Source organism: Micromonospora sp. BQ32, assembly GCF_059358895.1.
The window spans coordinates 401,966-414,390 of the sequence record NZ_JCADBI010000001.1 but is presented as its reverse complement, the minus strand read 5'-3'; the positions used below and the strand labels follow the sequence as shown (position 1 = coordinate 414,390).

The following is a 12,425-nucleotide window of genomic DNA, read 5'->3' as shown; positions in this document are numbered from 1 at the left end:
AGCCAGGCGCGACTACCCCGCGTAGAGCAGCAGCAGACCGGCGACGGTGTACGCGACCATCAGTGCCAGCAGGGGTAGTTGGCCGGCCACCGCTCGGGCCCGCGGGAACAGGTACAGGGCGCGGTCGTGGGCGAGCAGCGTGCCGAGCAGGTGCCCGAGGATGATGACGGTGACCTGGAGGGTCGCCACCCCGGAGGGTGTGACCAGCCCGGTGTGCGGCTCCCAGTCGGCGGTGCCGAGCCAGTTGGCGCCGGTGCCCCGGGGGTCGGAGAGCAACGCGACGGTGCGCTGGCCCTCCAGGATCAGCAGCGAGTAGTAGTGCGCCACCACGTACCCCACCGCGATCGGCACGATGGAGTGGGCTATTTCGCCCGGCACCGCACGGGCGTCGGCCGCGTCGGCGCGACCGATGCGCGCGGCGGCGCCAGTGGCGGCGAGGTACGCCACCGCGACGGCGGCGATGACGAGACTCAAACCGGCGCTGCCGGTGGCGGCCGGGTCTAGGCCGTTCTCCTGGCTGAAGCGCAACCAGGCCGGCGCGTTGGAGAGACTGTCGTACATGGTCGAGCCGAGCAGCACGATCACCACGGCGACCAGCCCGGGGCGGGGTCGCAGGCCGGCGATCCCGTCGAGCGGGTTGCGCCACACCAGCACGCCGTCCGCGGCCCGGCCGAGCGGGGCGAGCTGACCGATCAGGGTGCTGTACGCCTCGAACGGGTCGGCGTGGTCGAACCAGCCGGCGCCGAACACCACCGCGCCGACCAGCAGGACCACCGCGTACCCGGCCAGCCAGGCGGTGATGACCGGCAGGGTGGCCCGGTCGGGGGCGACCAGTTCCAGCCAGACGAACCCGAACAGGGTGGCGGCGGCCGGCCACCAGCCGACGCCGTCGGGCAGCTCACGGAGCCCACGGTTGGGGTCGCGTCGCGCTGCCAGCGCCGCGATCAGGTGCACCGTGCGCAGCGGGTTGACCGCCCGCCAGATCGGGCCGAGCAGTAGCGACAGTGGGGCCAGCCCGACCCAGAGCAGCACGTAGAGCGCGCCGGCGGTCGGGTTGTCCGCGGTGTCCGGCCCACCCAGCAGACCGAGGCAGAACCAGGCGGCGGCGAGCAGGCCGAACCCGCGCAGCGCCCACCGGAACGCGGGCGCGTCGACGAGTTGGGCGAGCCAGCGCGGCACCGGGCGACCGCCGGTGGCGTCCCGGTCGAGCCGGGGTTCGCGCCAGAGCAGACCCAGCGCCACGAACGTGACGACGAGGGTCAGCGCGGCGGCGACGACGAGCTGCGGCAGGGTGATCGGCAGGTCCTGACGACCACCGACGCCGTGTGCCAGCAGCGTGGGAGCGGCCGTCATGCCGCTCAGCGGACGACGAGCTGGAAGAGCACCAGCTCGGACTCGTGCGTCTCCACCTCGAACAGCCCGGTCTTGTCGGCCCGGAACTCCACCGAGCCGGGCGTGCCGGCCGGCAGTCGAGCGCCCAGGTCGTAGCCGTGCACGTGCAACTCGTCTGCCACGTCGGAGGTGACCGTGACTCGGACCAGCTGGCCCTTACTGACGGTGACCCGTCCGGTCGGCGGATCGACCCGCTTCTTCGTGATCGTCACGGTGATCTGTTGGTCCACCGCCGCGGTGCTGGCGGAGGCGCTGGGTGTGCTGGTGGCCGTCGGGGTCGGCGCGGTGGTGGTGGCGCTTGGCAGGGCGGCGGACGTGGGCGCCGTCGAGGGGGTGGCCACGGAGGGGTCCTCGTCCTGCCCGCAACCGGCGAGAAGCAGGGCGGCGAGAGCGGCGGCGGCGAGGGCGGCGGAGGTGCGGGCGGCGGGGGTACGGACGAACACGGGCGGACTCCGAACGACGCGAGGGGGGCGGGTGTCGGGTTGATCGTCGGGGAGGAGAACTCTACGTCTTGTTCGGTGCCGGGGAAATGACCATGATGAACGGATGCGATCGAGGCTGGTCACTGTGCGTAAGGTCCTGAGTCGTGCCGCCGCGGCGCTGGCGGCGACCCTGGTGGTGAGTCTGCTGCTGCCGGTCGCCCCGGCGTCCGCGCACGGTCAGCTGGCGACCTCCACCCCGCTGACCGGGACCGTCGTCCGCGAGCCGCTGACCCAACTGGCGTTGTACTTCACCGAGAAGCCGGCCTCGAACGCGCACTTCGCCATCACCGGGCCGAGCGGGTCGCGAGTGGACAATGGCTGGTCCTACGGTGAGCCGAAGCGACTGGACAAGCCGGTCACCGAGTACTTCATGGTCAACGGCGTGTTCGAGCCGCGGTTGTACCACACCGGCTTCCCGGCCATGGTGACCGTCGCGCACTGGCCGGCGAAGGGCCGCTACACCGCCAGCTATCTCTCCGTCGCCTCCGACGGTGAGGCGGTGCGGGGCACCGTGACCTTCGACTACCAGGGGCCGGGCACGGCGGCGCCGGCCGGCTGGTCGGCGCCCACGGCGGGGCCGGATCCGGCGCTGGTCGCGCAGGCTGAGAGCGAGGGCTCGACCAACCCCGGGGCCACAGGCAGCCCGGTCGCCCCTACCGGCGCTCCGGCGAGTAATCCGGCCGGCGCCACGGAGGAGCAATCCGGTGGGGGTTTCCCGGCCTGGCTGGTTCCGGCCCTGATCGTCGTGGTGGTGTCGGCGATCGTGCTGGTGGCGGCTCGCCGTCGGCCTGCGGCGCGCGGAGCATCCACTGCGGACCGCCGGTCCGCCGGCGCAGCGGGCCGAGGCGGCGCCGCAACACGCACGTCCGCCAAACCGACTCGGAAGACCGGCAATCGGACCGGCGGTCCGGCGCGGCGCGGACGGCGGTAGCCCCCGCAGGACCGGGCATTCTCCGCGTACCGCCTCGAACTTTCGCACGGACATAGGGAACTTTTGATGTATCGAGGCGAAGCCATGGACAGCCCAATCGAAACCCCTTAATGTTCCGACCCATCCACCCGGTGTTTCCGCAACGTCACTCGTCGGCGTCGAGGACGTTACGGAGCCGGGCCGACGGTCATCCTCACCGCTGATCCACGCCGGCCGTCGGACACTCCACTGCCTCCTGGAGGAACGATGGGCACACGCCTGCTACGCCGACTCCACCATCCCGTCCTGGGTGCGCTGGCACTCGTCCTCGCCACCGGCCTCTGGGCCGTCCCCGCCACCGCCGCCCCCGCGCAGGAACCGGGTGTCACGCTGCGCGTCTTCGACGTGCAGGTGCCGCTGTCCGAGCTGTGCACGCTCAAGCCCGCCCAGACCCCGAACGTGGACAAGCTCATGTCCACCATCAACTGGACCTCGGCGGCCGACTTCGGGTTCGAGGACAACTTCGTCTCGCAGGTGCTCGGCAACATCACCACCACCCAGGCCGGCAGCTACACGTTCCGACTCAGCAGTGACGACGGCTCCAAGCTGTCGATCGACAACGCCGTGGTCATCAACCACGACGGTCTGCACGGCGCGACCCCGCCCAAGGAGGGCACGGTCACCCTCACCGCCGGCCTGCACCCGCTGCGCATCGACCACTTCGAGCGCGGGGGCGGGCAGCAGATCACCCTGGAGTGGAAGACCCCCGGTTCGTCGACCTTCGCGGTCGTACCGAACTCGGCGCTGAGCACCGACGCCGGCGTGGTCCGGGTGACCGCACCCGGGCGCAAGGAGTGCGAGGGGGTCGCCGACACCCCCGGTGACGGCCTGCCGCTGACCGGCGTGCACCCCGGTTACACGCTGACCAACCTGCGGCCCAGCGGCTTCCAGCCGAAGGTCACCGGCATGGACTGGCTGGCCGACGGCCGGCTGGTCATCAGCACCTGGGGCGGCAGCGACCAGTCCGGTACCTCCCAGGACGGCGAGGTCTGGCTCCTCGGCAACACCGGCGGATCGACCACGCCGGGCGCCGTGACCACCAAGAAGATCGCCGGCGGCCTGAAGGAGCCGATGGGGCTCAAGGTCGTCGACGGGGTGGTCTACGTGACGGAGAAGCAACGGTTGACCCGACTGGTGAACACCGGCGGTGACGAGGTGGCCGAGCGCCTGGAGACGGTGGCCACCTGGCCGTACGGCGGCAACTTCCACGAGTTCGCGTTCGGCCTGCTCTACCAGGACGGGTACTTCTACCTGAACCTGTCGGTGTCGATCAACTCCGGCGGCGCCACCACCAACCCGCAGCCCGCCACCAACCGGGGCACCACCCTCAAGGTCAACAAGGACACCGGCGCGGTCAGCTACGTCGCCGGCGGCCTGCGTACGCCACACGGCATCGGCTGGGGCCCGGAGGGCGGCATCTTCGTCACCGACAACCAGGGCGGCTGGCTGCCCTCGTCGAAGCTGGTGCACGTCAAGCAGGGCCGGTTCTTCAACCACTTCACGAACCCGGCGGGGCCGTTCGACACCGCTCTGGTCACCCAGCCGGTGCTCTGGATGCCGCAGAACGAGATCGCCAACTCGCCCAGCACGCCGATGTACCTGACCAGTGGTCGCTACGCCGGCCAGTTCGTCATCGGTGACGTGACGTACGGCGGCCTGCAACGGGCGAATGTGGAGAAGGTCAACGGCGAGTACCAGGGCGCGCTGTTCCGGCTCACCCAGGGCCTGGAGGCGGGCGTCTCCGAGGTCAACGTCGGCCCGGACGGCGCGATCTACGTCGGCGGGCTCGGCGCGGGCGGCAACTGGGGCCAGACCGGCAAACTGTCGTACGGCCTGCAGAAGCTCACCCCGAACACCGCCACCACGTTCGAGATGCTCGCGATGCGGGCCACCACGACCGGCTTCGAGGTGGAGTACACCCAGCCCGTCTCGGCGGCCACCGCCGTCGAGCTGGCCGCGCGCTACAAGATCAAGCAATGGCGGTACGTGGCGACGTCGAACTACGGCGGGCCGAAGGTCGACGAGGAGACGTTGACCGTCACCTCGGCCACCCTCTCGGCGGACGGGAAGAAGGTCAACCTCGCGGTGGCCGGTCGCAAGGCCGGCCGGGTGGTGCACCTGCGCTCGCCGCGCCCGTTCACCTCCACCAGCGGCCAGTCACTGTGGAGCACCGAGGCGTGGTACACGCTCAACTCCATCCCGGGCAGTCCCCCACCGCCGACCGGCGGCACCATCACCGGCGTCGGCGGCAAGTGCCTGGACGTCGACAACTCGGGCGTCGCGGACGGCACGAAGATCCAGCTCTGGACCTGCAACAGCACCGCCGCGCAGTCCTGGACGCGGGTCGGCGACACGTACCGCGTGCTCGGCAAGTGCCTGGACGTGGACAATGCCGGCACCGCGAACGGCACGAAGATCCAGCTCTGGACCTGCAACGGCACCGGCGCTCAGGTTTGGCAGCCGCAGAGCGACGGGTCGATCCGCAACCCGCAGTCCGGCAAGATCATGGAGGCCGCCGGCGGTAGCACCGCCGACGGCACCCAGATCCAGCTCGGCACGTACGCCGGCGGCGCACACCAGAAGTGGGTGGTCAGTAGCGGGGTAACCGGCTGACCTCGGACGAGGGGGGCGTGGTCCGACCGACAGGTCAGACCACGCCCCGGCGTCGGTCAGGGGCCGTGTGGCAGCGGCTGCGCCAGTGTCCGCAGGTCCGCCGGGAGCTGGGCCAGTGCGTCCTCGAACTCCCGGTGCCCGACCACCCGGTGCATCGTCTGGAGCACCGCGCGGGTGCCCCGCTCGGCGGCCCGCCGGTCGATCCCGGCGCGGTCGGCCACCCGGCGCAGGAACTCGTCGTAGCCGAACGCCTCCGGCGGCTCGGCCGCCTTGATCAGCAGCGGGCTCAACTCGTCGGCCAGGTGGGGGGCCAACGCGCCCGCCTCACCGCCGGAGAGCCGCTCGGTGAGGGTCCGCAGAACCGCCTCGGTCAGTGGGCGGGCCTGCTCCGGCGAGACACCCGCCCGTGCCGCCACCTTGTCGACGAACCCCAGCTCGGCCATGGTCCCGCCCTTCGGCTGTCGGAAAACGCGTGGCTACCCGGGCTGACCGGCAGCAAACCCCGGCCGCCGGGGCGGGATGGTTCTGCTCGTTGCTCCGCGCGGAGCCGTCCGCTTCTCGTACGGTGGGGGCGGACCGGGAACCCGACGGCTGCCCGACGGCGGCCCGTGCCGCAGGAGGAGCAGATGGCCCTCGACCTGCCCGACGTGATCGACCGGTACTTCCGGGCCGTCAACGACCGGGACCTGGACGCCTTCGTCGCCTGCTTCGCGGACACCGCGAGCGTCGCCGACGAGGACCGGCTGTACGACGGGCGGGCCTCGATCCGCGCGTGGCGGCAGAAGACGATGGACGCCTACTCGTACACCGCCGAACCGGTCCAGGTCACACCCCAGGCGGGCGATTCGTACCTGGCGCTCACCCGGGTGTCTGGCGACTTTCCCGGCAGCCCGATCGAGCTGCGGTACCGGTTCACGCTGCGCGACGGGCTGATCGGCGCCCTGGACATCCGTCCCTGACGGCGATTTCCGCTGCCGAGCGGCGAGGCTGGTCGGGCCGGCGCGCAGGTGATCAACCGCCGAACGGACGAGACAGTCAAGAGGTCGGCGGGTGACATGATGTGGCGACCACAGCTGTCGCTACGAGAAGGGTTCCCGCTGCCCGATGGCGCACTTCGAGGCTGGCACGTCCACGACACCCGCGTGGATCGCGGTGCCGCTGACCGGCCAGCCGCACCGGGTGGGCTGATGCCGGGCGAGCGACGAGAAACCGTGGCCGAGCAGGGTGTTCCCAACCACGCCGCGGACACCATGGCGTATCAGGTCGCGACCGACGTTCGAGCGCTGCGCGCGTTCGTCAGCGCCGGGGCGTTGGCCCGAGGTCTGTCGACCGAGCGGGTGGAGCTGTTGACCCTAGCCGTCAGCGAGCTGGCCACCAACACGTTGCAGCACACCACCGGCGGCGGCTGGGTCCGGCTCTGGGCCGAGCCGGGTCAGCTGTTCTGCGACGTGGTCGACCAGGGGCCGACGCGGGCGTTCGGCCGGAGTATGCCGGCCGCCGACTCGGTACGGGGTCGCGGGCTGGCCATCGTGGAGCAGGTCTGTGACGAGGTGGCGGTGCTCACCAGTCCCGGCGAGACCGTCGTACGGATTCGCCTGAGTCTGTGAACCTCGGCGGCGATCCTTGCCCGACCGGGCCACGTTGGCTGCCACAATGCGGACAGCCCGGGCGACGGTGACACCGGGTCGGACCGGAACGGGAGGACGGCACGATGCCGGACAGCGCACGCGAGGCTGAGCTGCTCGACGCCGAGCGCACCCTGCAGGCCGCCCAACGGGCCGGCGACGTCGCCGCTCTCGATCAGCTGCTGGTCGACCAGCTGATCGCCATCGGCCCGGACGGGCGTACCCACACCAAGCAGGATGACCTGGCCGCCCACCGGGACCGCCGCTCGGTCGTTGAGGAGTTGGTGGAGGAGGAGCTGGACCTGCTCGTCGTCGGTGCCACGGGGGTGACGTTCTTCCTGGGCCGGGTGTCCGGCGTCTTCGAGGGCGCGCCGTTCGCGGCGCGGCTGCGCTACACCCGGACGTGGGTCCACGACGACCGGCACGGTTGGCGGGTCCTGGCCGCACACATCAGCCCGGTCTGACTCAGCTCTCCTCCTCGTCGTCCTCGTCGAGCAGGCCCTGCTCGTCGAGGAACGCGAACCACCGGTCGTCGGCGGGGGTCAGGTCGGCGTAGCCCGGCCCGAGCAGGTAGTAGTCCACGAAGGATTCCACGTCGGGGGCGAGCTCCTCGAACGCGTCGGACATGAACCACTCGGTGCCGGTCGGTGGGAAGTACCAGATCGCTCCCGTGCCGCGATCCATGAAGATCGGCTCGTCGCTGCGGACGCCGACCACCAGCCAGCCCGCCCGGTCCTGCGGGATGGACGAGAAGTCCGGCGCGTAGTCCAGGTGGTACTGGAGCCCGGCGAGGGTCGACGAGGACGCCAGCTCGACCCGACCCGCCCGCAGCCCGTCGGCCACCAGCAGGAGATCCCGCAGGTCAGCCGGGATCCCCGCCGGTACGGCGTCGAGGGCCGCCCCCTCGCCGAACTCGGCGTACGCCAGGCTCTCCGGCAGATCGGCCAGCTCAGCCCGCAGCTCCTCGATGAGCTGCCGCAGCTCGAGGTTCACTGCACCACCTCTGTTCGGATGAGGTCCCGTCCGGCAATGCCCCGGCTGCCGATGCGCGGTTTGGTTCTACCACGCGCCGGCCCGTCGGGACGTCACCTCGCCGAATTCGCCAGCCGGGCCGTCACCACCAGCTCGTCGAGCTGGGCCGACCCGGTGGGTTGCTCCGGGAGCCGGCTGTCCTGGTGCGCCTCGTCGAGCCGCGACGCCAGCTCGGCGAGGTCCCGGCCCAGGACCGGGCCCGCGACCAGGCCGTCCAGCCCGCCGTGTTCGGCGGACCGCTTGGCCGCGATCAGCTCAGGAAGGTACGCCGGCGCCGCCTCGGCGAGCAGCAGGCTCGGCAGGTGCGCCAGCATCCGGCCGGTGTGCATCAGGTGAACGCCGGTAAGCAGCGCCCGGAAGGTGTAGAGCAGTGGTTTCAGCTCGCCGGTGGTGTCGAACAGCCGCCGTTGGGTGGCGGCGAAACCGCGGTAGTGGTGCGCGTGGTGCCGTGTCAGCACCAGCGGTGCCAACTCGACCAAGGCGGCGTGCACCGCGGTGGTGTGCACCACCAGCGGTGACAGCAGCTGTTCGAGCACGTAGCCGTTACGCCGCAGCATCAGCCGTACGAACTTGCGCAGGTCGTGGGTGACCAGGTCCAGCTCCACGCCCTCGCGGTCGGTCATAACCGTACGGGTCTCGGTCGGCTGCGCCAGCCCGATCAGGTCCTCGACCGGAAGTAGATGCGCGCCGCGCAGGTCGACATCCGAGTCGGTGGACGGGAACCCGTACAGGTGGGCGCCGGAAACGGTGGCGAACACCAGCGGGTGCGGCTGCTCGGCGACGATGCCGGTCAGGTCGACGCCGACCGGCAGACCCGCAGCCTCCCAGGCCGTCACGCGGAGCACCGCACGGAGCGTTCCCGGACCGAGATCAACCACTGCTCGACCCTTGCCTCGTCGGGCTGGTCGGGTAACGGGCTGGTGGCCAGGTCTGCGGTCATCCGGCTCACCAGCCGGTCCCGCCAGGCGACGATCTCGCCCCAGGGCACCTCACCCGCCTTGATCGCCAGCAGACGGTCTCGGTCGGCTCCCACGTCCAGCATCAGGCGGCCGGTGCGGACCAGGTCACCCCCGGCGGTCAGCAGTCGGATCAGGTGCATCACGTGCCGCCACGCCGGAACGCCAGTGCGGGCTATCCCCCGCTCGGCCTTTCCAAACTGGGCGGTGGCGTACCGCAGGTAGGTGTCGGCCACCCGCCGGGACAGGAAGGCCGACGTGAGCTCCCGGAGTTCCGCGCCCAGCGGGGTGCACGTCTCGACCAGCGGAGAGTGCAGCACTTCCAGCACGGTGGGATTCGCCGCCAACCCGAGTGTGCAGACCCGCTCCACCTCCCACCGCACCTGCTCGTCGAGCGGGCCGTCGTGGTGGCGCGCAGGTTTCCGTAGCCCCCAGAACGCCGAGGCCGGCAGGGCGTACACCCCACGTCGGTCGGTGTCCGATGCCGCGCTGGACAGCCCGAACGCGCGGGAACCGACGACCACCTGCAAGATCGTGTGGTCGTTGACCAGCTGATCCGTCAGTGTGTGCTCCACCGCTGCCTCCCCCGAGCGTTGCGCCGGCCGCCCGGGCGGCCGTTGTCCGGTGCACACCATGCCGGTCCGGGAGTGCTGACGTCGAGCCCTTTCCTCAGCTCACGACGGCGTCGATCGGGCCGATGCGTAGGGTGCCGTCGTTGAGGGGTGTGCAGCGGATGCCGCCGGTGGTGCGCAGCGCCTTCCACGCCCCCGGCCCGACGGTGACGTCCATCCAGGCGCACGGCCGGGCCGCCCGGTTGACCCGCAGGCTGACCGGGCCGTCGCCGGAGTCCAGCACCAGCACCCTGCCGATCAGCTCGTCCACGGCGATCCCGGTGGTGAGGATGTTGCGCCGCACCTCGGCCAGGCCGATGCCGACCGGCAGCGACTCCTGGGCGATGACGGTGACGCTGGCGTCGCGGTGTGCCTGTTGGCCGAAGTACCGGTCGCCGACGATGCCGAGGCCGGCTCGGATCCGGACCGCGTCGACCAGCTCACCGGGCGGGGCCGGGGCCGGGCCGTCCGCGGGCCGGCCCAGGAAGCGGTGCACGGGCGAGGCCAGCAACTCGACGATCTCCGGCATGGCAGGAATTCTACGAACCGGACCGGGTCCTCCGGGGGCAGGTCGAGGGATGACTCGGTGGGGACGTCGGCGTGACCGCCGCCGTCCCCACCGCGGCCCGGTTCAGGCCGGCGTGCCGGCAACGGTCAGGTTGCGCAGGCGGCCCACGTTGTCGAACGAGCCGAAGCCGACGCGTCCCGAGCCGAACGTGGTGTCCTTCGCGGTCAGCAGCGGATCCCGGTGCCCGTCGACGTAGACGGCGATCTCGCCGGTCGCCGGCAGGTGCACCACCCGGACCCGGTGCCACTTGTCATCCGTGATCGCCGGGTTGGCGCCCCGGGACCGGCCGTTCCACTGGTGGTCGATGCGCTCCCGGTCGGCGTTGTCGACCTTGAAGATGCCGTTGTGCGGATAGATCGTGTTGTCGGTGGAGAGGTGGGCGTAGTAGAACTCGGTGTCCGAACGCCAGCCGAAGACGATGATCACGTCCCGGTTGGTGACCTCCACCGGTGTGTCGAGTCGTACCTGAGCGTCGACCTGCACCGACGACCACGCCGGGCCGGCGGTCAGCACGGCGTACTCGAAGGGCCGGCGCGGGCCCGGCCGGCTCTCCCCGGCCTCGGCCAGGACGACCTGGTCGCGGGTGAACTGCCACTTCGCCGGCGTCACCGGCGCCCAGTTCGCGGCCCCCGCGGTGCGACGCAGGGTGACGTCCCCGACGTCACCGCTGGCGAACTCCCTGGTACCGGTCACCTTCCAGACCTTCCCGTTGGCCTTCGCGACAACGTACAGCTCACCGGCGGCGTCGGTGCCGAAGCGCAGGTCCACGCGGTTGGGATCACCGGGCGCACCCGGTGCGGACAGGTCGCGCATCCGGACCGGGGTGCCCGCCGCGTCGAAGAGTGCGAACTGGTGGATCGTGGCCAGCTCCCGGCCCCGGCGCATCTCGTTCGCCTCGGTGTAGAGCACCCGGCCGTCGACCAGGTCGCCGAAGACGTACTTGCCCCGCAGCGCGGGCAGCGCCCGCCCCCGGTAGACGAAGCCGCCGGCCACCGCGACACCGACGTCGTCGGTGCAGTTCCAGCCGGCGGCGGGGTCGTGGTCGTACGCGGCGACCGGGTAGGTGTAGCCGTACCTGTCGTCGTCAGCGGGCAGCGGGAGCAGCCGGTCGCAGGGGTTCGTGGCCGACTTGTCGAAGACGAACGAGCCCTCGCGCTCGCTCCAGCCGAAGTTATCCCCGGCGCGGACCTCGTAGATCGCCTCGACGGCGTGTTCACCGATGTGCCCCAGGTACATCCGGCCGGTCGCCCGGTCCCAGCTGAACCGGTGCGGGTCCCGGAGACCCACGGCGTAGAGCTCGCCCAACGCGCCGGCCCGGCCGACGAACGGGTTCGTGGGTGGGATGCCGTAACGCCCGTTCGCGGAGTTGGTGCCCCGGGGGTCGATCCGCAGCAGCTTGCCGTGCGGCAGGGCCAGGTTCTGCGGGTCGGTGTTGCGGGCGCCCTGGCCACCGTCGCCGACGGCGAGGTACAGCAGGCCGTAGTCGCGGTCGTGGCGCTTGGCCGTGGGGTTGAAGTTGATCTCCTGGATGCCGTGCACCTGGCCGCCGAAGCCGATGCGCAGCACCTCCCGGTGCGTGCCGGCGAAGGTGGCGGCGGCCGGATCGGTCGCCGTCCACTCGGTGATGACACCGTGGAAGAGCGTGTTGGGCTGGGCGTAGTCCGGTGTGACGGTCGTCGTCGACGCCAACTCGGTGTGGATGGTGTAGAACCGGCCGTTCACCCCGAACTCCGGGTGGAACGCGACGTACCCGAAGCCCTGGCCGAGCCCACGACCGGAGAAGAACCGCGGCGCGAACGTCGCGGCCACGTCCAGGTAGACGTGCGGCACGCCGCCCTCGACCAGGTAGAGGCTGCCGTTGAGGTCGGGCACCGCCCGCCGGCCGGAGCCGTCGGGCACCTCCATGATGGTGTTGATCCGTGCGGTACGCATGAGCCGCGGATCGGTCGGCGCCGGCGTGGGGTACGACTGCGGGAAGCTGGCGTACTCGCTGAGGACCAGCCCGAGGCGGGACTGGGTCGGCATGTCGGGGATCGGGTCGTCGACCGCGTCGGCGGCCCGCGCGGGCGTGGCGACCAGGGCGGACAGGATCAGCACGAGGGCGGTGAGGCCGGCCCTCAGGGCGGGCCGGCGGACTGTGCCGGCGCGGCGGTGCAGGGTGCGCACGCGTGTCTCC

The 12,425-nt window shown here is 71.3% G+C and carries 13 protein-coding genes; 5 read left to right on the top strand and 8 right to left on the bottom strand.

The window, feature by feature from the left end; all coding sequences use genetic code 11:
• Positions 1 to 12 precede the first annotated feature (12 nt).
• Both AC5L30_RS01735 and AC5L30_RS01730 read right to left on the bottom strand, forming a co-directional pair.
• Positions 13 to 1,353: a hypothetical protein gene (locus tag AC5L30_RS01735; protein ID WP_494864777.1), complete on the bottom strand. Its 1,341-nt coding sequence runs from the start codon at positions 1,351 to 1,353 to the stop codon at positions 13 to 15.
• Between the two features lie 5 nt (positions 1,354 to 1,358).
• The gene (locus tag AC5L30_RS01730; protein WP_494864776.1) at positions 1,359 to 1,835 is read right to left on the bottom strand and encodes a cupredoxin domain-containing protein; all 477 of its coding nucleotides are present in this window, start codon (positions 1,833 to 1,835) and stop codon (positions 1,359 to 1,361) included.
• A gap of 124 nt (positions 1,836 to 1,959) precedes the next feature.
• Here AC5L30_RS01730 and AC5L30_RS01725 point away from each other — a divergent pair, with 124 nt between their 5' ends.
• A complete protein-coding gene (locus tag AC5L30_RS01725) occupies positions 1,960 to 2,805 on the top strand; it encodes a copper resistance CopC family protein (RefSeq protein ID WP_494864775.1) in 846 nt (281 codons plus the stop codon).
• 246 nt (positions 2,806 to 3,051) lie between these two features.
• Positions 3,052 to 5,457, top strand: coding sequence for a ricin-type beta-trefoil lectin domain protein (locus AC5L30_RS01720; RefSeq protein ID WP_494864774.1), 2,406 nt, complete (start codon positions 3,052 to 3,054; stop codon positions 5,455 to 5,457).
• 56 nt (positions 5,458 to 5,513) lie between these two features.
• Here AC5L30_RS01720 and AC5L30_RS01715 read toward each other — a convergent pair whose 3' ends face one another.
• The gene (locus tag AC5L30_RS01715; RefSeq protein WP_494864772.1) at positions 5,514 to 5,900 is read right to left on the bottom strand and encodes a DUF2267 domain-containing protein; all 387 of its coding nucleotides are present in this window, start codon (positions 5,898 to 5,900) and stop codon (positions 5,514 to 5,516) included.
• Positions 5,901 to 6,083: 183 nt separating this feature from the next.
• Between AC5L30_RS01715 and AC5L30_RS01710 the strand changes: the two genes are divergently transcribed.
• The 3 genes from AC5L30_RS01710 (at position 6,084) to AC5L30_RS01700 (ending at position 7,546) form a co-directional block, all read left to right on the top strand.
• On the top strand, positions 6,084 to 6,416 hold the full coding sequence (locus AC5L30_RS01710; RefSeq protein WP_494864771.1) for a nuclear transport factor 2 family protein: 333 nt from the start codon (positions 6,084 to 6,086) through the stop codon (positions 6,414 to 6,416).
• A 228-nt stretch (positions 6,417 to 6,644) separates the two neighbouring features.
• Positions 6,645 to 7,064 carry an ATP-binding protein gene (locus AC5L30_RS01705; RefSeq protein WP_494864770.1) on the top strand — a complete coding sequence of 140 codons (420 nt, stop codon included), beginning with the start codon at positions 6,645 to 6,647 and terminating at the stop codon, positions 7,062 to 7,064.
• A 104-nt stretch (positions 7,065 to 7,168) separates the two neighbouring features.
• On the top strand, positions 7,169 to 7,546 hold the full coding sequence (locus AC5L30_RS01700) for a nuclear transport factor 2 family protein (protein ID WP_366633930.1): 378 nt from the start codon (positions 7,169 to 7,171) through the stop codon (positions 7,544 to 7,546).
• 1 nt (position 7,547) lies between these two features.
• On the opposite strand, the gene AC5L30_RS01695 is transcribed toward AC5L30_RS01700, so the two are convergent.
• The 5 genes from AC5L30_RS01695 to AC5L30_RS01675 all read right to left on the bottom strand — a co-directional run bounded on the left by AC5L30_RS01695 (position 7,548) and on the right by AC5L30_RS01675 (position 12,415).
• Positions 7,548 to 8,075, bottom strand: a complete 528-nt coding sequence (locus tag AC5L30_RS01695) for an SUKH-4 family immunity protein (RefSeq protein WP_494864769.1) — start codon at positions 8,073 to 8,075, stop codon at positions 7,548 to 7,550.
• Positions 8,076 to 8,167: 92 nt separating this feature from the next.
• Entirely contained in the window at positions 8,168 to 8,926 is a 759-nt protein-coding gene (locus AC5L30_RS01690) for a nucleotidyltransferase domain-containing protein (RefSeq protein ID WP_494865304.1), read from the bottom strand.
• A 20-nt stretch (positions 8,927 to 8,946) separates the two neighbouring features.
• Positions 8,947 to 9,645, bottom strand: a complete 699-nt coding sequence (locus AC5L30_RS01685) for a nucleotidyltransferase domain-containing protein (protein WP_494864768.1) — start codon at positions 9,643 to 9,645, stop codon at positions 8,947 to 8,949.
• Between the two features lie 94 nt (positions 9,646 to 9,739).
• Positions 9,740 to 10,210, bottom strand: a complete 471-nt coding sequence (locus AC5L30_RS01680) for a molybdenum cofactor biosysynthesis protein (RefSeq protein ID WP_494864766.1) — start codon at positions 10,208 to 10,210, stop codon at positions 9,740 to 9,742.
• A 102-nt stretch (positions 10,211 to 10,312) separates the two neighbouring features.
• Entirely contained in the window at positions 10,313 to 12,415 is a 2,103-nt protein-coding gene (locus tag AC5L30_RS01675; protein WP_494864764.1) for a PQQ-dependent sugar dehydrogenase, read from the bottom strand.
• Positions 12,416 to 12,425 lie beyond the last annotated feature (10 nt).